This is a genomic window from Actinopolyspora lacussalsi (assembly GCA_030803735.1).
In the GTDB taxonomy this organism is placed as follows: domain Bacteria; phylum Actinomycetota; class Actinomycetes; order Mycobacteriales; family Pseudonocardiaceae; genus Actinopolyspora; species Actinopolyspora lacussalsi.
Window position 1 is genome coordinate 1,253,185 of the sequence record JAURUC010000001.1, and the last position, 19,651, is coordinate 1,272,835.

A 19,651-nucleotide genomic window follows, 5' to 3' on the forward strand; every position below is an offset into this window, starting at 1 on the left:
CTCGAAGTTCCGATTCAGCCCCCGAGCCGAACGGGCAGCTCGCGATACCGGACGAGCAACGGCACCTGTTCCACCACCAGCTCGGCACGATCGACGTCCAGCGCCAGCCCGGGATCGCGCCGCGCGGTAGTCGACCGCCCCAGCGAAACGCGTGCGGAGCGGGTACCCGCCTCACTCCCACACCGGATACGAGTGAGGTCGGAGCGGCACATCCGAATTGACTAGACAGACCTGTCTATATAAACTACTCGTGTCATCCGAGCAGGAACCACCGGAGGTCACAGCGATGAACGAGCAGCGGCGCCACGAGCAGGCCAGGACCACCGCCTCCACCCGTGACACCGAGCAGGTCAACGCCCGGGAGATCGGGCACAACCCCGCACGGCGGCGCACGACCCGGCTCGCCAGGAAGTGCTTCGAAGCGAACCGACACCGGCAGGCGTGGCTGCTGGGTAGGGATCCGCACTGAACCGAGAAACCGGGTGGAGATCTAGAATTCGGCACTTTCGACACGCCTGCCCCGATGGGACAGTCGAAAAACGGCGCCGCCCGGCATGAAACCACGCTGTTCCGGGTATCCGGGCCACAGCGGAAAGGAGGTCCGCATGGACAGTGCCGATTCGGCGGACTCGAATCCGACAACGACAGCGGTGTTGGTGCTCGACCCGGAAGGACGGGGGGCGGGATGCCCTCCCGGCCCGTGGTCCGGACTCGCCGAGACCGTGCCGCTGCACTGGTTCCCGCTATCCACTGTGGACGACGGGTTGCTACAGGTACGTGCCCTGCTGGAACGGCAGTTCGATGCGGGGACACGGCTGCAACTGGTCGCGGCGAGCGGCGCGGCGGGAACGGCACTGCGCGCGGCGGCCCCGCACCCGAAGGCGGTCGCCGGAGTGCTGCTCGCCACCGACGAGACGTTCGACGAGGTCGCACTGACCGAGGTGGTAGAACGCAACGGGACCACCGTGCGGGTGATGCGGGTGGATTCCGGCGAAGGCGGGGCGGGGAGGGTGCCGCTGCTCGCCCGGAGTGAAGTGGCAACCAGCCTGGTCGACGAGCTGCGGTACGAGGACGGCGATTAGCACGCTGAACGTCGAGTCGCGAAGCACCTCGCCGACCGCCGCCCGTCAACGGTGCCGCGCCGCCTGGCAGTTGGCGGTCGTCGGGAGGGCAGCGTGAGTGTCACGGTGGCGCCGGGTGCGTCGAGCGCGGCCCGGCACCACCGTGAACGCGTTCATCGAGCCGAGTCCGGAGCGGGCCACCAGTCCATCCTGGACACCGGAGTGGCCGGTGATCCCGTGACGCGGGGGACGACATCGGTGACGGCGGCGAGCTCACCACCCGCGATGGCCTGGTACCAGGAGATCCAGGCCTCGATCTGCGTGCCGCTGACCCCGAGCTGCCAGCGTCGGGCGAAGGCCCGTTCCAGCGTTTCGGGCTCGTACCGGTAGGACTTGCCCGTGGACTCCGCGATCGCGCCCACCATCTCCGCCAGGGTCAGCGCCTGGGGGCCGGTGACGTCCAGGATCCGCCCGTCGTGCTCGGTGCTCTCGTCGAGGGCCACGGTGGTGATCACCTCGGCGATGTCGTCGTGGGTGACGAAGGCGGTCCGGCCGTCCCCACCGGGACCGCGCACGACGAGTTCGTCGTCGGCGAGCGCGGCGGGGGTCGTGGCGTAGAACCCGGACCGCAGGATCGTGTGCCGCACCCCGGCTCCTGCCAGGAACTGCTCGGTCAGCCAGTGGTCGCGGGCGTTGCGGTAGGTCGCCGTGGGGCCGGCGCCGATCAGCGACACGTACAGCACTCGGTCGACGCCGACGTCCATCGCGGCCCGTACGGCGCTGGCGTGCTCCTCCAGCCGTTTGCCGGTGGGGTGGGAGGAGATCAGCACCAGCGTCGAGGCTCCCCGCAGGGCATCCCGCATGGCCGGGGTGTCGTCGTAGCTCGCCGGGCCACGGTGCCGCGCGCCCGGAAGTTCGGGAAGCCGCGTCGGATCACGGGAGAGGAGCAGCTGCGAGGCACCTCGGGCGGCGAGCCGTTTCGCGATGGTGCCGCCGAGCGCCCCGGTGGCACCGGTGACCGCGATCGTGGGGTTGTTCTGGTTCGACATGCCGGGCGGCTGTTCCCTTCGGCGAGATCGTGCGTACGCATGAGCGGAATCGGTTCGCTCGGTTGTGGTGGGGTGCCCGCGGAGGCGCGGACCGCGGGCACCCGCGTCGGAGACGGTCGTGGGCGGGCTCAGACGCCGTCCGGCAGCGGCGCGGCTGGGTCGACCAGCTCCTCGTCACGCAGCTGCCGCCAGAACTCGGCCGGGACCGGGGTGCGCGAGAGCTCCAGGTTCTGGCTCACGCGTTCCGGACGCGACATGCCCGGGATCGTCGCCGCCACGGCGGGGTGCGCCAGCGGGAACCGCAGGGCAGCGGCCCGGATGTCGGTACCGTGCCGCTCGGCGATCTTTCGCAGCCGGTCGACGTCGTCGAGCACCCGCTGCGATGCCTCCTGGTACTCGAAGTGCTTCCCACCTGCCAGTACGCCCGAGTTGAACGGTCCGCCCACGACCAGCTCCACGTCGCGTTCGGCGCAGCGCGGTAGCAGCCGCTGCAACGCGTAGGAGTGGTCGAACAGGGTGTAGCGCCCCGCCAGCAGGAAGGCGTCCGGGGTGTGCTCGTCGAGCCCGAGGGTGAGCTCGCAGGGCTCCACGGTGTTGACACCGATGCCCCAGGCACCGACGACGCCCTGCTCGCGCAGGATGGTCAACGCGCGGAACGCTCCGGTGCGCGCGGCGGCGAAGGCGTCGAGCCAGTCGTCACCGTAGAAGTCCGGGGAGATGTCGTGCACCCAGGCGATGTCGATGCGGTCGGTGCCCAGCCGGTGCAGGCTCTGCTCGATCGAGCGCATGGTGCCGTCGTAGCCGTAGTCGTTGCGAACCTTGTTGGGGCGTCCGTGCGCGAAGATGCCGCCCTGTTCGTCCGGGTCGGCGGGCTGGTCCGTCTCGTACTCGATCACGCGGCCGACCTTGGTGCTGAGCACGTACTCGGAGCGTTCGTACCGCGACAGCACCTCGCCGAGCCGGATCTCGGACAGTCCGGCCCCGTAGATCGGGGCGGTGTCGTAGTAGCGGATGCCGTTGTCCCAGGCGGCCCGGATCGTGGCGGCCGCGTCCTCCTCCGGTACCGGGCGGAACATGTTGCCCACCGGGGCCGCGCCGAAACCGAGGGTCTCGCCGGACAACAACGATCGGATGCTCACGTGTACTCCTCGTCGTGCGTGGTGCGGGCCGGTTTCCGGCCCCTCTCCCACGACGCTAGGCTCGGCTGTTACAGCTGTCCAAGACTCAATTGGCGAAGATTGATGCGGTGAGGGTCTGACATGGTGGAGCTACGTCAGCTGGAGTACTTCGTGGCCGTGGCCGAAACGGAGCACGTGGGGCGGGCCGCCGAGCGGCTGCGTATCTCGCAGTCCCCGTTGAGCCGCCGGATCGCCGACCTGGAGAAGCGGCTGGGGCTGGTGCTGTTCGAGCGCAGCAAACAACGCGTCCGGCTCACCCCGGACGGCGAGGTGTTCCTGACCGAGGCGCGGGCGTTGCTGCGGCACGCCGAACGCGTCGAGTCGCTCGGGCAGCGACTCGGACGCGGCGAGACCGGCGGGTTGTGCCTGGGGTACGTGGAGCACGCCATCCACGCCGACGTGCTGCCCGGCGCGCTGCGTTCGTTGCGTCGGGAGCGGCCGGACGTGCACGTCTCGCTGTACAACCAGACCGGGCCCGAACAGCTGGAGGCGCTGCGCAGGCGGAGCCTGGACATCGCGCTGGTGGACGCGCCGCCCGACGGGGACGATCCGGTGCTGGAATCCGAGCTGGTACTGGCGGATCCGCTGGTGCTCGCGATGCCCGCCGATCATCCGCTGGCGAACCGCGAGAGCGTCGAACCATCCGATCTGGACAATCAGCCCTGGATCGCCATCGGCCGCAAGGACGATGGCGAGGAGTTCCGGGAGTTCCTCGCCTCGTGCGCCACGGACGGGTTCACCCCGAACATCCGCACGGTGGCGCCCGAGCCGCTGGCGGCGCTGGGGCTGGTGGGATCCGGGCTGGGCATGGCGCTGCTGCAGCGCAGCGTACTGCGCGGCACTCCCCCTGATGTGGCGCTGCGGGAGCTGCCCTGGTGCGATTCCTCGGTGCGGCTGTGGGCCGCCTGGCACCACATCGACCTGCGACCGCTGGTGGCGGAGTTCCGAAAGGTGTTGCTGGACGGAGGCACGACGCCGTAGCGCTGCCGGTTCGTCCGGTCGCAGCCGTTGGGAAGCCGGCTCTCACAGGAGATGGGACGGCACTCCGCGACAGACACGCACCCGCAGCTCGGCGATGAGGGCCGTGTGCTCGTCGCGACGTGGTGACCAGCGAAGCACCACTTCCTTGTTCCGTTCCGTTCGCCAGGGGCGGGTTTCGCTGTGCCACGTGCCGGTGGGGAGCACGGTGAGCAGGTTCTCCAGCACACGGTCGGGGTCGTCCTCGAAGGTGCGTATCGACAACCGCGCGCTGTGGTTCCCGTTGTCGAGGGCACGGGTTCCTTCGGGGTGGCCCTGAACATCCTCGTCGGAAACCCGTGAGAGGTCTTCATCGGCGCATCGCCAGAGCACGTCCTCGGCAATGGCACCGTCAGTACAGCGCACCTCGGCGTCGGCGACGAGCCAGACCCGGTTCCATTCGAAGAGATCTCGCAGTGCTTGGTGGAACTCGGCACGTTCCTCCTCTGCCCAGGAGTCCGGGTCGGGTTCGACGTCCGGCTCGTCCTCCTCGTCGTCTTCCTCGTCCTGCTCGTCCTCTGCCGCGAGCGCGAGCGGATCACCTCCGAGGCGAACGTGGACCCCCACCACCGCTCGCGGTTCCGCGAGATGGCTGTCCACCAAGGGGCGTGCTACGAAAGCGATCGGCTCATCGCCGCACTGCTCGACATTCACTTCTTCCGCATGAAGGCCGAGGGTTCGGGCTGCGGCCGTAGCGACGGTGCGCAGGGTATGCGGCCGATCGTCGTTCGCGACTTCCGGCGCGGGGTACAGCAGTGCCGCGTGATAACCGTCCTCCGGTAGCTTGCCCGCGGGCAGCAGCTCGACGAATGCCGCGTCGTGACGGCGGACCGGTTCCCGGACCAGGCCGATGGCGGTGCTCAGGTCCCCCGCAGGCAGCCACAGGTGCAGGCGGACCATCGCCTGTTCGGGATCGTCTCCGGAATGTTCGAAGGCTGTGTGAACGCGTCCTGCTTCCTCCGGCCGGGGAACGCAACGCGGGAGGTCGGCGGCATGGAACTCCTCGACGGCTCGCGGACCGAAACCTCCCGACATCGAGATGATCGTCACCCCCGAACTGGGCAGGAACCGATGCTCGATGAAGAGCAACGCGGACTGCACGCCGTCCTCGTCGTCCATGTGGTAGCGGTCGGCGGCGAAGTCGTACGTTTCGAGCACCGGATAGGCGGGAGCGAGCAGTGTCTCCTGTGGCGTGTGTCGTGGGTCCGGAGCCACGGCGGAGTACGCACGGGAGGCGTATCTCGGCCCGTGTTCGGGATTGTCCGGATCGTTCAGCTCCACCCGAAGCGCCGGAAACTCCACCGTTTCGGCCACCCTGCTCGACCTGTCGAGCGCGTCGACCAGCGAGTCGGCGTCGACGTCGAAGAGCAGCCGTGTAACCACGTCCTTCTCGTGAAAATAAACCACGACACGAACACGACCACAGTCCCGGAACGCCCGGCAACCGATTTTGAAGGAGGTCGCCGGACGAAGGATTCCGCACTGGCTCAGTCGTGCTGAATGCTCGACTCCTCGAAATCGAGAACGCTCTCGCGAAACTTTTGCATCGCACTGTCGATCTTGGATACGAGCAAGGCGTCCTCCTTCGTAAAAAATCCCCAAAGCAAGAGCTTGCCGACCACATGACAAAAGTATTCAACTAACCCTATCCAGCGGAACATGCCGCAGAATACCAGCGCGAAGCCGACGAGACAGGCCAGCACCATCACCCCACAACCACGGAATCACCTCATATACCAAGCGCCCATCCCACCAATCCCTACACCAGAATCTCACAATTCACTACATCTTGGCATCATCAGTCACCCGATGAATCCATACCAAGAGAGAAAACCCCACAACACCTTCAAGCGGTAGACAGTATTTGATTTTGAGGGATCATGAACGACGTAGTCGCCCCAGAAAGTCGCCGAAATCAATTTCGGTATTCATCTGTGAGATACTTCAACGGTATGAGACGTCCCATCAAGTCGTCGATAAGACCATGCGCTTCATGACGCCGCAGCGGGCGCTGCCTGAGGTAGACATGCGGCAACAGATCCATCAAAGTCTGCACGTACACACCCTCGGTAATCTCAAAGATAACAAAGCATCTAAAACAGTCCCTGGGATATCCTTCATGTATGGCAAACCTAGTGTAGATATTCAGTATGCTATTTCGATTTTCGTAGTACCAACACCTCTTCCTGACCCCGGACAACCCGTACTTTTCGATGTCGGAAAATATAACTTCCATATCCTCGACCGCAACAAAACGAATATTATTAGATCCTCGCAATCCACGAAAATTCCACCAGTACCGCTTCAACCTGGAATCCATATCAATCAACCACCCGGAATTATCGCACTATTGATCATCGCAACTGTGTTTACTGTGGTGTTCTCCGCAGCGAGAATTATGCCACAAAGCGTTGTTTCTTGGCTAGAGGCAGGAGACTTTGACAAGATATCGCTACTCGCGACTGTGATTGGACGGTGCCGACGGTTCGGACTACCTACGCGCACTGCCGTGAGCAACCGACCTCGCAGCGAAACCAGCAGGCCACTGACCCAATATCACTCGCTCCGCCAGAAACTGGAGCGCCACCAGTATAGACGCGTACTATCCTCCGGCCATTCATCCTGCGTGTCATCCGAGGAGTCGAAGTTGTCGACCTCCGGATCAATAGGACGAAACCCCGATCCTTTCGAGGGTCCCTTCTTCGCGAACCACTTGGAGAGACGCGAGCGTCCGGCATGAATATCCGTGCGGTACTCACTCTGCGCCTCGACAAGCGATTCACTGTTCGCTCCGCCGCTGTACCACGGCCAACGGAGTTGGACCGGGTCGTCCTCCCAGGAGCATATCTGGCAGATGTCGTACGATCCCGGAGGGGAATCATGCACCAGGTAACCGCAGCAGGGACAGGGATAGGCTCCCTCCCTGTACCTTCCATTTGATCGAAGCGTTTCGGACATTCGAAACAACGACACAAGAGGGGTCTGTCAGAGGAACAGTGTAACTGCGGTGCGGGTGGTTACTGATCGTTGGTAGGGATGATACGGCCTTCGAAGGCGATGGCGAACGCGTTCAGTGCGGGTTTCCAGCGGATCATCCACTTGCGGCGGCCGGTGCCGGTGGGGTCCAGCGACCGGATCGCCAGATACAAACACTTCAACGCGGCTTGCTCGGTGGGAAAGTGCCCCCGGGCCTTGACCGCCCGGCGCAGCCGGGCGTTGAGGCTTTCGATGGCGTTGGTGCTGTAGAGCACCCGGCGGATCTCGGGACTGTAGTCCAGGAACTGCACGAACTCTGACCAGCTGTTTTCCCACAGCCGGATGATGGCTGGATAGCGCTGGCCCCACTTGTCGGCGAACTCGGTCAGCCGGTCCTTGGCGGCGGCTTCGGTGGCCGCTGTGTAGACCGGCCGTAGGTCCTTGGCCATGGCGTCCCAGTACCGGCGGCTGGCCAGCCGGAAGGTGTTACGGATCAGGTGGATCACACAGGTCTGCACGATAGCCAGTGGCCAGGTTTGTTCGATGGCCTGCGGCAGACCTTTGAGCCCGTCGCAGACGACGAAGCACACGTCTTCCACACCGCGGTTTTTGATCTCGGTGAGTACCTGCAGCCAGAACTTCGCGCCTTCACCACCAGCACCGATCCACAGCCCGAGGATGTCGCGTTCGCCGTCGACGGTGACTCCCACGGCGGTGTAGACGGGCCGGTTGGTGACCTGCCCATCGCGGACCTTGACGACGAGGGCGTCGATGAAGACCACCGGGTAGATACGGTCAAGTGGCCGGTCCTGCCAAGCCGCCATCTCCTCGACGACCCGGTCGGTGATCTTTGAGACCGTGTCTTTGGAGACCTCGGTGCCATAGACCTCGGCCAGGTGTGCGGAGATCTCGCCGGTCGTGAGTCCCTTGGCGGCCAGCGACAGCACCATCTCGTCAACCCCGTGCAGCTGGCGTTGGCGCTTGCGCACGGTCTTCGGTGCGAACGAGCCGTCCCGGTCGCGGGGCACGTCGAGCTCGACGGGGCCGACCTCGGTGGTCCCCGTCTTCGAACGAGTGCCATTGCGGGAGTTCTCACCGTTGCGGCCGGTCATCTCATGCTTGTCGTAGCCCAGATGCTCGATCATCTCGACCTCGAGGCCGGCCTCCAGGACCTGTTTGGTCAGCTGCTGCAACAAGAGCCATCCGGGCCGACCAGGTCCACGCCGTCGTCAGCGGCCCGCTGGGCCAGCTGGCGCACCAACCCCGGATCCACAGACGCCGACGCGTCCGCCGGCTGCTTCGGCTCCTGCGACTGCTCTTCGGTTGTACTCATCTGCGGTCCCTTCCTGACCCAGCCCCAGCGGGGCCAAGCCTTCCAGGCACCGCAGTTACACCGTTAGGTCGACACTCCCCACAAGAACCCTGAAGGTTATGCACTGAACTGTTTACCAGGACTCTTGAAGTCGTCGGAGTCCTGTGATGATGTGGAGTACTCGTTGAAGATGAACGAGTGAGCGGCGGTATCGGTTGGCGAGGATGGTCCAGTTTTTCAGGTGGGCGATGGCGCGTTCGATCGGATAGCGTAGGAACGCTATTGTCGTGTTGGATTTTTCTCTGTCGGGGTCGAGTGTTCCGTTTTTCGGTTTTTTGGTGGGTTGGGTGATGGCGCTGCCCAGGTAGCCGAGATCGCCGATGGTGTTGGCATGGTTCAGCGTCTCGTGCAGTGACGAGTTCCGGAATACCGTGAGGTCATGGGTGGCGCCGGGAAAGATCTCCGAACACGTGAGAAGGTTCCCGTGGAGATCGGTGGTCAGCTGCAGGCGCACGCCGCAGCGTCGGTGTTTTCCCGAGTACAGTCTCTCCTGGTCACGACGGTTTCCTGTGGGGATGAGTACACCGTCGACGAGGGTGACTCGTCCGTGGAACTCCTCCAGTGGGGCGTGCATCTCGTCCAGGAGCTCGGCCAGGACGGGCTCGAACCGACGCAACACCCGCGAGATCGTCGACTGACTCGTGTTCCGGAACGCCGCCAGTTGTTTCTGGGTCAGATTTCCTCCGGTAGGACTCCAGTGTCACCACCAGAGCCATGAACACCGACAACGTGTTCCTCGGGTCCCACCGAATCACCTCACTGATCCGCTCAGTCAACCAGCACAGCTGGTCCTCACTCAGCCCTGTGGTATCCGCGTAACGCAACGGTCTTTCCTTGGCATACTGCTTGTTCTTGGTCGAAAAGCATGATACCGGAAAGGCCGTTGCTTTTTATTTCCGTCCTCGTCTTCAACTCACCTGCATAACCTTCAACGTTCAGAGAAAAACAAGAAGCAACGGCCATCCCTGGCTCTATGGAGCCCGACCAAAAATCCACACAACCACAGAAAAGCCGTTGCTTTTGCGTTACCACCGATAAAAACGTTCTATCTGCACAACTTTCGCTTTTGAATCCACCTCGTCGTTAACACGATTCATGGCTTTTTACAAAAATCCTCAAATCTTCTTTTTTCGTTTTCCATTCAGAAATTATTTCGCCTTCTTCGGTGGTGCTGCTATACTCCAAAAATTCTCCAGGTTTGCACGGGTTGAAAACATACTCTAGATTGTGAATAACAAACATTTGCTCTTGAATTATCACATTCTCGCAAAAATCGTAAAGAGCGTACCCCTGAAGAAAATTGGCACTTTCCGGAGGGGAAAATTTAGTGATCAATACTGCCACATCAGTATCCCCTCTGATGAGGCGCATTATCTCCCTAATCCAACTCTCTTCATAATCGCTTTTTGACCACCAACTTGTTTCACTTCGGAAATACTCATCCAAATCACCGGCCACTATGCGCCCCTTATAAACAGACTCCCCGAAAAAATCGTCTTTTTCGTTAGTAAGCTCGATATTAAACATATCACTTCCCAATGTAGTTCATATCAGAATCGAAAGTTCCCAGCCGTTTGCCGCTTTTCGAGAACTTTTTCCGACCGTTGGTGACTTTGTGACCAGTTGTATCAGGAGTAATGTAAGCTTTTTGTTTTTTGCTCCAAAATCCGGGCTCTCCCATCGATTCAAAAGGAAGCTGGTTCGCGGGAACTCTTTGTTCGTAACCTAGATTAGCAGCACGCCCCTGGAGCCACTTACCTTTGGAAACCCCTTCAGGAACCTGAATTCCTTGATTTTTCTGACTACCGCCCTTTGAATTGCACCCCTTGTTGTGGACGAGGAGGTCGGTGTTTCCTGCGTTTACATGGTAGGTGTGGATGCCGGCGATGGACAGGTTGTGCACCCGCTGGGTCTGGGTCCACTGGCGGGTGTCGGTGACCTCGACCAGCTCACCGTAGGGGGTGCGGAGCTCGTCACCTGTGTCGAGTTTCTCGGCGTCGACCCAGCGGCCCTGGTCGTCGCCCCAGAACGGGTGCTCGTCGGTGGCGATGACCACACCGGTCTCGTCCCCGGAGTTGCCGTCGGTGTCGACGGTGACCTCGACCAGATCCTTCTCACCCTGCCCGGTGATCGTGGCCACCACCCGCTTGGGCTCGGTCTCACCGGTCACCGGATCGGTGGCCATCACCCGATCCCCGACATCGACCTCCTCGATCGGCTCATGCGACCCATCAGCCATCAACACCGCCGTGCCCGGTACGAAACTGTTTCCCGGCACGCACCCGGACCCGGCCTTACGCCGCACCGGCGCGGCACGCGACGACTTCCACAAACCACTCGCCGCGTCCCAGCCATGCTTGCCGTACTTGGCAGCCATCGCCGCCTGCCCCGCACCAGGCACCATCGCCGCACACGAAAACGCGGCATCCACCGCCTTACCCTCGGCGGAATACCACGCACAATTGGCGCCGTCGGCGACATTACCGACCACCGGAATCATCCCGGCACCGTCCAACAACCCGTGACCGACCTTCTTCAACGTCGGCAACCACGAATTGTTCTCCTCAGGCTTCCCCTTCGACGCGACCTTCCCCTTCACCCGAACCCTGGAAACACCACCAGAGCTACTCTGGGAACCACCGCCGCCAACGTAACGCTGATCCGAACCCTGACCAGCATAATTCGTCACGTGACTCACGACGGCGATGGCAGTTGTGACCATACCAATCGGATCGAATGGAGGCGGCATAAGGAAAAGCTTGCCGCTGGGATCGGAATAGGTGAGCGGGCTGTTGTTGCCGTAGGTGTAGCCGTGCATCTGCTGCGGATCCGTCAGATCCATCACCGGATCCACCGACAGGAACCGCCCGATGCTCGGATCGTACTGCCGCGCACCCAGCGTGGTCAGCCCGACCGAGGAATCGATCGTGCCACCGACGAAACCCTTCTCACCCGGAAAATCAGCCGGATCACCACGCGACCCACCGAACGGCAAAAACCGCCGCCTCGTGGTCTCCAACGACCCGGCATCCACCGCCAACTTCGAAGTGCCCTGGTGATCCGACGCCAACCAGGTCAACCCCGCACCGGACTCACGCACCGCCACAGTCCTGCCACCATGCGTGTAATACCGAGTCCCCGACAGCTCCCCGGACTCCGCATCCCACCGCAGCTGCTGACCGTCCAGGTACAACGTGGTCCCCGACGGAGACCGACGCAACAACCGCTTCCCATCCGCATCGTAGACGAACTCGGTGCTCTCGCCGTCCGGTGTGGAAACCCTGGTCAGATTCCCCCGAGCACTCCACTCCAGCGACTGATCACTCCCCGAAACCTTCCGAGAAGTCATGTTGCCGGCGGCGTCATAACCGAACTCACCACTCTTCGCCCCACCAGTGGACACCGAATTCAACGCATGACCCTGCGAACACCGCGAACCGGTAGTCCACCACGCCAAAGACTCTCGACAAAAAGCCTCACAACCACTCGTCGGCTCCGCGCTCTCACAGCGCGAAGCCGACGAGACAGGCCAGCACCATCACCCCACCATCATGGAAACCACCTCACCCACCAACCAAACTCAACCATCCCCACCATCAAACATGCCCCAGCACACCGTACCCGCACCAGATCCCGACACTCCCACTACAGATTGGCATCCTCAGAAACCTGATGAACCGCTCTGATAAACTTATCAGACTTCACTGTCATATTATCTATGACACGATTTCCCTGTATTACAATTATGCCCTCTGGGTCAACGCTGTATTTTGGATCAGGAAAATTAAACCCCGCAACAACTTGCTTCTGGTAATTTGTATTTTTCTTTCCCCATGTGTGAAATTCCCAATATAGATTAGGATTCCGCTCGATCATCACATCACCCAGGAACAAGCCCATGTCCAGCGCTACGGAGTACCATTCCGGAAGCAATCGGCCGGGAGAATCGGGGTCTTCCGAGACATGAGCAAGAAAGAAATCATTCAACCGCTGCACACCGGCATCATCGGACGACAGCTCAACACCATGCCACGCGAGAAACTCTCGCAACACCTTCAACCGTTCCGGCTTCTCGCTCATGATTTTTTTATACAGCCACCGCACATCACGCCGAGAAAGATCCCGAGGAGGACCTAAAACTTCCGGATCAAAAATACTGTAGCATCTCCAATCAATAACATTCATTCGTAACTCCACGGCGTGTCGGTTTCGTCTAACTTGACAAATAACGACTCTCTTCATCCTATTTTACAGACGCTCATGGAGACATCGGTCGCCATGTACCGTCCCGGTAGAATCCACACCGAAATGTCAAGTTAGCGGATTCTGACCTGGTGACGTATCAGGCATCTTTTCGCCACCTCACAACAGCACTCGAAAGTATAGGAAAACACACTGGATCGAGCCTCAGCCACCGAGACAAGGCAGGTTTCACGCTGCCGCTATGTCCCCCAGATGAACGGCCCCACCAAATCATAGTCTGGACTGGAAATACCCACTACAGCACAGCCAGATCACAATCACCTCCGTCACTATCGAGGAGCTCTCCAGAACGGAACGTCATATCTCTCGCAGCGTCTATGTAGATAGGCATGTGTAGCGGCCCTCGCCTGATCCTCCATAACTTAATACAAGGATCAGCCAAGGGCCGCAGATAAACAATCAACCAACAGCGGCAACAACATGAGTAGCAGATATACTACTCTTCAAAATTTATCGCCACCATAATAGAAATACACCTCCTCGATTTTTTGGGTATCAAAATTCCTGACTCCCCGAAAGGAGATCGAACGGCACAGCAAAATCTATCACATGTTCAAGGAGCCCATGAACCTCATGTCGGCGCAACGATTTCTGCTTAAAATACCTATACGGCAAAAGATCCATCAACGTTTTGATGTATTCACCCTCCGACACTTCAAAAATTACGAAACACCTAAAACACGAAACCGGATGCCTCTCATGCTTAGCAAACTTAATGTAAATATTCGATACGTTATTCTTGTTTTTTTTGTACCAATTTATTTTTTGATGCCCGGATATACCGTACTTTTCACATTCAGAGAAAATCTTTTCCATGTTCTCTATGTTGACATAACGAAAAACAGAAGAAGAGAGAAACCAACGAACTTTCCACCAGAAAACCTTTGACATATGTACCATAAAATCAATCCCCCTTGAAGTTTATCAACGGTATGGGGGTATCATAGCTGATGCTCGAGTTGGAGTCCTCGGCGCGCCTGATGAGCTCTTTCGCTCGATGATTCCCGTTCAGAAGAGTTTTACCATCCGTGGTAACCCCAGGCTGTTCTCCCATCCCGCCTCGCGGTTTTCTGACAGCACGTAGAAGCTCTTCATCAGAGTAGTTCCCATATATCTCTTGCTCTCTTTTGAGATCATTCCCTTGCTTTAGGTTTTTTAGATCCCCTACCGCAGCATTATTATTAAGATAGCCACGACCGTTTTCGTTTTTCTTTTTGTTCTTTTTCGGTGATTTTTTCGTTGTGTTTTTGAGGCCTTTGGCGATGTCGTCGGAGGCGCGCATCCCCGTCTTAGCCGCTATAACACCTACCCCTATCCCCAGCCCGATACCAGGTATCATGGCCCCACATGACAGGAGTGCGTCGGTGGTTTTGCCCTCTGCCCCGTACCAGATACAGTTCGCGCCGTCGGCAATGTTGCCGATTACCGGAATCAATCCCCCGTATTCCAGAGCACGGTGGGTCTGAGCTTTGAGTTCCTCGATCGAAATCGACGGCTTGGGGCCTGAGGGGAGTTTGGCGTTGTACGGGACAGGTCCCTGGTGTGTCTCGGACGGCGACGGGGAGGGATCAGGACGATTCGCGCCCCACGTATCCACCCGCGGCCGTGATGAGCCAGCTCCCGATGATGTCTGTGAACCCGAGCTCGGCCGGTGGGTTTTCCCGTTGTTACTGGTTGAGTTACCGGGGAACGGAGCAAGTATGAGCTGGCCTTCCTCATCGGTGCCGATGACCGGTTGCAGCCCGGTGGGATCGGAATAGGTGAGCGGGCTGTTGTTGCCGTAGGTGTAGCCGTGCATCTGCTGCGGATCCGTCAGATCCATCACCGGATCCACCGACAGGAACCGCCCGATGCTCGGATCGTACTGCCGCGCACCCAGCGTGGTCAGCCCGACCGAGGAATCGATCGTGCCACCGACGAAACCCTTCTCACCCGGAAAATCAGCCGGATCACCACGCGACCCACCGAACGGCAAAAACCGCCGCCTCGTGGTCTCCAACGACCCAGCATCCACCGCCAACTTCGAAGTGCCCTGGTGATCCGACGCCAACCAGGTCAACCCCGCACCGGACTCACGCACCGCCACAGTCCTGCCACCATGCGTGTAATACCGAGTCCCCGACAGCTCCCCGGACTCCGCATCCCACCGCAGCTGCTGACCGTCCAGGTACAACGTGGTCCCCGACGGAGACCGACGCAACAACCGCTTCCCATCCGCATCGTAGACGAACTCGGTGCTCTCGCCGTCCGGTGTGGAAACCCTGGTCAGATTCCCCCGAGCACTCCACTCCAGCGACTGATCACTCCCCGAAACCTTCCGAGAAGTCATGTTGCCGGCGGCGTCATAACCGAACTCACCACTCTTCGCCCCACCAGTGGACACCGAATTCAACGCATGACCCTGCTCCTCGTACGAGTACTCGCGAACCGAGTCACCACCCGCGGAATGCCGCGTCTCCGTCAGACGATTACCGACCTCGTCATAGGTGTAGGAACGCCAGTACGGTGCCGCACCACCCAGATCCTCGGTCGCAGGATCCTGCGAGCACTGCGAACCCGTGGTCCACGCCTCGGTCAACCTACGCAGGTAGTCGTACCGGAAGCACTGCACATCAGGGGCACCACTGCGCGGCTGATCAGCGATCGAGGTGATGTTGCCCGCCGGATCGTAAGAGTAGGCCAAATCGGCCTGCATCGGTTCCGACACCTCGGCGTCCACGATCGTGCGCTCGGTGCGCCTGGTGTGTTCGTCGTAGTAGTACGACTGCCACACCCGATTGCCGATCTCGCCCATCTGCACGCGGGCGAGCTCACCGTAGGAGGTGTACCGAGTATCGGAAACGTACTTGATCTCCTTGTTGGGTGAACCCCACGTAGTGGCCGGGTTCCCCAGGGAATCGTACGAATGTCCGATCGACTCCTTGTCCAGACCTCCGATCGAAGGAAATATCTTGTTCGCCAGCGAACCGTCTTCCTCGAATTCATACTTGGTCGTGTATGTCCCGGATAGTTTTCCTTCCGAGTCGGGAACCGTGACATTGATTCGTGTCGGTTTTTCCTGCGCGTTGTAAGCAACGATACGTCGCTTGTACGCGTTGCCGTCGATCCATCGAGTGGACGATGCCAGTTTGCCACTCCCGTAAAGAGCGGAATCGTAGTCCCACTCGGCAATCCTCTGCCCGTTCAGGGAGCCGGTATGAGTGGCCGTCTTACGTCCCAGCTCATCGTAAGAATAGGCGAGCGTCTTACCTCTCGCGTCCGTCTGGGACACCATCTGTCCCGCGGCGTCGTAGGAGTAGCTCGTGGTCCCGCGGTCGGGATCCTCGGCCTTGACCTTGCGCCCCCTCAGGTCGAAGGTGTAGCGCCACGTGTTTCCACCCGGATCGGTGACCGTTTCGAGCTGTCCCGCGTCCGTGTAGGTGTAGCTCGTCGAGTCGTATTCCCCGGTGGTAGTGGAATTCTTGTACTGCCGGAGCTCGACCTTGCGACCACGGGCATCGTTGATCGTGGTGGTGGGAACACCGCCATCCGGCGGTGTCACGTGAGTGCGGTCTCCGCCATAGCCGTACTCCGTGCGCCACTTCTCGACGCCACCAGCCATGAAAATCTCGGCTACCTGACGTCCGGCCCCGTCGTACTCGATGCGGCTCATCGCGGGAACTTCACCCGCGCTGCTCGCCCGCCACAACTTCTTGTCCACCGGGTTGTCGTTGAAGTACGGACGAGTGGCACGGTAGACGCGACCGTGCGAGTCGTAATGCTTCTCGGTAATAAGCCTGCCGCCACCGGAAGCCGGGCGCTGGATCTGCCGTGGACGCAACAACCCGTCGAGCAGCTTGTTGTAGCTGACGTAGTCACCGTCCGAATTCAACGTGCTGGTGGTGACCACCACCGGTTCTTCCTTGGCGATCCGGTACGAGTATTTCTGACTGGGGCTCTCGCTTTCGCCGCGATCACGGTTGGGCAGCCACACGTTGGTCCTACGACCCAACGCGTCGTAAGTGATCTCGGTGATTCGACCGTCCGGGCCGACTTCCTTGACCGGTGCTCCCAACAATGGGTGCAAGGTCGTAGTGGCCGTGTGTCCGGCCGGGTTTGTCACAGAGGTTTCGGTCACCGGACCACCCAGCTTCGGGGTGTAACTGGTGGTCGTTTCGCGGCCCAGTGCATCCGTCGTGGTGAGCACACGTCCGTGTGCGTCAAAGGTCTTGGTCGCGACCGTGGTGTATTCGGGGGAACCGTTGTTGTACCGCTCCAGTTCCTCGACCTCGGTGACATTACCCGAGGTGGGCGCGTCACCGAAGTTTCCGCCGTCATAGCTGGTGCGGGTGTCCGACACCGCGTCCTGCGGCATCGAAGGCGTCTTCCCGCAGGCCACCGAGTTCGTCCACTTACGTTTCGGCAGGTTGAGCAACCAGCTGTCAGTGTTGCGCGCGTAGCTGGTGCGCTTGCACAGGTCGTCCTCCGGTTTGTCGACGTTGCCGAGATCGTTGACCCGCGTGACCAGCCCCTGCTTGTTGTAGCTGGTCTCGGTACGCGTGACACGCCTACCGCCACTGCTCAGCGGCGTGTACGTCGTCTCGGTCCCGGAATTGACCATGTAGGATTCGAGGTCACCGTTCTTGGCGGTCGGTCCCTGCCACGTCGGTTCGGTGACGGTCTTGTTGACCACTGGTCCGCCCTCACCGTTGTAGGTGATCGTTTCGAAGGCGAAACCACGCAACCACTCATGGTCGGTGTAGCTGTTTCCTTCCGAATCGGTGACCCGGACACTACGCTCGCCGTTATTCGGCAACGCATCGCCGTCCATCCCCTGGAAGAATCGCTTCTCGGTAAGCGTCACTGGTCCGTCATTGCCGCTACCGGTACGGATCCGGACCCGGCCGAAACCGCGGAACTCGTTCCAATTCCGGTCCTCTTCGGATGTCACCTCCGAACTGCTGTGTGCCCAGGCAGCACCACCCAGGTACTCGTACTTGGTGATGGAGCCCGTCGTGCTGCCGATGCGATCGTGCTCGGTGATCGATTCGACCACGTACTTGTGGAAGTAGTCGGTTCGCTCAGAGACATAAGGTGCGGACCAGGTGACCGGAAAACAACGCAATGTGTTCGTCTCCGGCTTCTCCGGCATGTTCACGCCGGTCTCGCAATCCGGCTCGGCGTACTTGACCGAGAGCACCCCACCTGCTTCGGAGACGATCGCGCTGATTCGATACCTGATCAGCGCGGCGTGACCGTCCTCGGCGTAAACCCGGTTGGGCTTCGGCACACCTTCGAACTCCACCTCCGGCAGGGCAGCGGAACCACCGACATGGCCGGTGTGCGTAATGCCGTCCAACCACAGCGCGGGTTGTTCACCATCGCCCGGATCGGGGAATTCGTGACGCAGACTCCATGAGTCCACAGCTGTGAAGCCGGAGTCGCCACGCACCTGTGTAGTGATCTTGGAAAGCCGCTTGGTGGACCAGAACGTCGGAGCGTTCTGCGTATCATCGCAGTTACCGGTGCATTCCAAACGCCACGGAACGTCCGGCCAGTTCTCCTCGTGCTCACGATCGCATGTCGAACCGGGAACACAACGGTCGGCGACATCGAACAGGATCCGCGCGGACGGCTGCTGTACGTGTTTCTCGTGAATACCGTACTCGATCTTCTTCAGCCAACCGTCCCGAACGTACTCCACGGACTCGCTGTTGTTGTTCAGCCCGTAATGATTGGTCGCGGTCTCGTAAGAGTAGTGGATCACGTTGCCGTTCGGATCCACCACTTTGTCCAGATTCCAACGGTATCCCTGCTTGCAGGAGGACTCCGCGAAGCTCGGACCGTGGCAGGGCTCGCCCGCGTCGTTCCCGAACACCGGCGCGGTCCAGGTCGACTTCGAATCGGGACGCGAACCGTAGAAGTACTGGGTACCGTCGACCTCGGTGACCTTCCAGTACTCCCCGTTGTTGTCGCTGTTGTTCGCACCGGTCAGCCGCTCTACACGCGACCCGTCATCACTTTTCGGCCGCCACTCACCCGTTTCATCGTCCTTGATGAGTTTTGAGCCCGATCCTCCGAGGGACAGCGTGGCGTTGTCACTCTTCCAGCAGAAGTCACCGGGTTTGTCGTTTGAACCGTTGTCCAAGTCACTTACGCACGAGGCGTAACTTCGTTCGATGTAGCCCGGCCACAGGCTCCATCCGTCACCGATCCAGGATGCCTGAGTGTTGGTCGCGCTGGTCAGTCCGTCCAGCGACCCCGAAGAATAGGACAACGCCAGCTCTGGTTTGAGCCCACCGGGAACGTCAGGAGCTTCGATGGGATAGTTCCAGGTGAAGTTGCCGGTGTGGCCCGAGACGTCCCATGTGGCCGAGGGTTTGAGTGAGGTAGCGGTGTACTTCCCCGCTCCTTTCTCCTGGCCTCCCGAACCACCGGCCGGTTGGTCCCCCTGCAGAGCGTCTTTCGATGCCTCGTCCTCGGGGCGATCGCCATGTTCTGTTGGTCGACCTGAACCGAGGGCGTATCGGGCAACGGTTCAGAAGGGCCGTCGGCGGCACTGGCCTGTTGCGGTACTCCGACGGCTGCCAGCAGACCGGCCAGAAAGACCGGGGTCATTATCATGGCAACGTGTTTTCGGAACACGGCTAATCCATCTCTCTTATCACGTGGTCGTGACGTCGATAAACGCACACTTTCCTCCCGGTGGGACGCGCGTTGTAACTCGAAAATTCAGGGCTGTATGAGTTTTCCTCG

The 19,651-nt window shown here is 60.5% G+C and carries 14 protein-coding genes and 1 pseudogene; 3 read left to right on the top strand and 12 right to left on the bottom strand.

What is annotated here, in order from left to right:
• Window positions 1-14 precede the first annotated feature (14 nt).
• On the bottom strand, window positions 15-212 hold the full coding sequence (locus J2S53_RS05510; protein WP_456240057.1) for a hypothetical protein: 198 nt from the start codon (window positions 210-212) through the stop codon (window positions 15-17).
• A gap of 38 nt (window positions 213-250) precedes the next feature.
• Between J2S53_RS05510 and J2S53_RS05515 the strand changes: the two genes are divergently transcribed.
• Both J2S53_RS05515 and J2S53_RS05520 read left to right on the top strand, forming a co-directional pair.
• Window positions 251-469, top strand: a complete 219-nt coding sequence (locus tag J2S53_RS05515) for a hypothetical protein (RefSeq protein WP_456240058.1) — start codon at window positions 251-253, stop codon at window positions 467-469.
• Between the two features lie 136 nt (window positions 470-605).
• The gene (locus J2S53_RS05520; RefSeq protein WP_456240059.1) at window positions 606-1,082 is read left to right on the top strand and encodes a hypothetical protein; all 477 of its coding nucleotides are present in this window, start codon (window positions 606-608) and stop codon (window positions 1,080-1,082) included.
• A 152-nt stretch (window positions 1,083-1,234) separates the two neighbouring features.
• Here J2S53_RS05520 and J2S53_RS05525 read toward each other — a convergent pair whose 3' ends face one another.
• Window positions 1,235-2,110 (bottom strand): NAD(P)H-binding protein, encoded by an 876-nt coding sequence (locus J2S53_RS05525; RefSeq protein WP_456240060.1) that lies wholly within the window; start codon window positions 2,108-2,110, stop codon window positions 1,235-1,237.
• Between the two features lie 128 nt (window positions 2,111-2,238).
• Window positions 2,239-3,249, bottom strand: a complete 1,011-nt coding sequence (locus tag J2S53_RS05530; protein ID WP_456240061.1) for an aldo/keto reductase — start codon at window positions 3,247-3,249, stop codon at window positions 2,239-2,241.
• Between the two features lie 120 nt (window positions 3,250-3,369).
• Here J2S53_RS05530 and J2S53_RS05535 point away from each other — a divergent pair, with 120 nt between their 5' ends.
• Complete coding sequence (locus J2S53_RS05535) at window positions 3,370-4,269, top strand: LysR family transcriptional regulator (protein WP_456240062.1); 900 nt, start codon at window positions 3,370-3,372, stop codon at window positions 4,267-4,269.
• A gap of 42 nt (window positions 4,270-4,311) precedes the next feature.
• On the opposite strand, the gene J2S53_RS05540 is transcribed toward J2S53_RS05535, so the two are convergent.
• From J2S53_RS05540 to J2S53_RS05580, 9 genes and pseudogenes are all read right to left on the bottom strand, one after another.
• Window positions 4,312-5,688 carry a hypothetical protein gene (locus J2S53_RS05540; protein WP_456240063.1) on the bottom strand — a complete coding sequence of 459 codons (1,377 nt, stop codon included), beginning with the start codon at window positions 5,686-5,688 and terminating at the stop codon, window positions 4,312-4,314.
• Between the two features lie 104 nt (window positions 5,689-5,792).
• A complete protein-coding gene (locus J2S53_RS05545) occupies window positions 5,793-6,014 on the bottom strand; it encodes a hypothetical protein (RefSeq protein WP_456240064.1) in 222 nt (73 codons plus the stop codon).
• A gap of 847 nt (window positions 6,015-6,861) precedes the next feature.
• A complete protein-coding gene (locus J2S53_RS05550; RefSeq protein ID WP_456240065.1) occupies window positions 6,862-7,263 on the bottom strand; it encodes a CPCC family cysteine-rich protein in 402 nt (133 codons plus the stop codon).
• A 59-nt stretch (window positions 7,264-7,322) separates the two neighbouring features.
• Window positions 7,323-8,614: pseudogene (locus J2S53_RS05555) on the bottom strand (IS256 family transposase).
• Between the two features lie 112 nt (window positions 8,615-8,726).
• Window positions 8,727-9,272: a transposase family protein gene (locus J2S53_RS05560; RefSeq protein ID WP_456240066.1), complete on the bottom strand. Its 546-nt coding sequence runs from the start codon at window positions 9,270-9,272 to the stop codon at window positions 8,727-8,729.
• A 464-nt stretch (window positions 9,273-9,736) separates the two neighbouring features.
• Window positions 9,737-10,180 carry a hypothetical protein gene (locus J2S53_RS05565; RefSeq protein WP_456240067.1) on the bottom strand — a complete coding sequence of 148 codons (444 nt, stop codon included), beginning with the start codon at window positions 10,178-10,180 and terminating at the stop codon, window positions 9,737-9,739.
• A gap of 1 nt (window position 10,181) precedes the next feature.
• Complete coding sequence (locus tag J2S53_RS05570; RefSeq protein WP_456242709.1) at window positions 10,182-12,056, bottom strand: polymorphic toxin-type HINT domain-containing protein; 1,875 nt, start codon at window positions 12,054-12,056, stop codon at window positions 10,182-10,184.
• A 242-nt stretch (window positions 12,057-12,298) separates the two neighbouring features.
• A complete protein-coding gene (locus J2S53_RS05575; protein ID WP_456240068.1) occupies window positions 12,299-12,733 on the bottom strand; it encodes a hypothetical protein in 435 nt (144 codons plus the stop codon).
• A gap of 1,087 nt (window positions 12,734-13,820) precedes the next feature.
• The gene (locus J2S53_RS05580) at window positions 13,821-19,352 is read right to left on the bottom strand and encodes an RHS repeat-associated core domain-containing protein (RefSeq protein WP_456242710.1); all 5,532 of its coding nucleotides are present in this window, start codon (window positions 19,350-19,352) and stop codon (window positions 13,821-13,823) included.
• Between the last annotated feature and the right edge of the window lie 299 nt (window positions 19,353-19,651).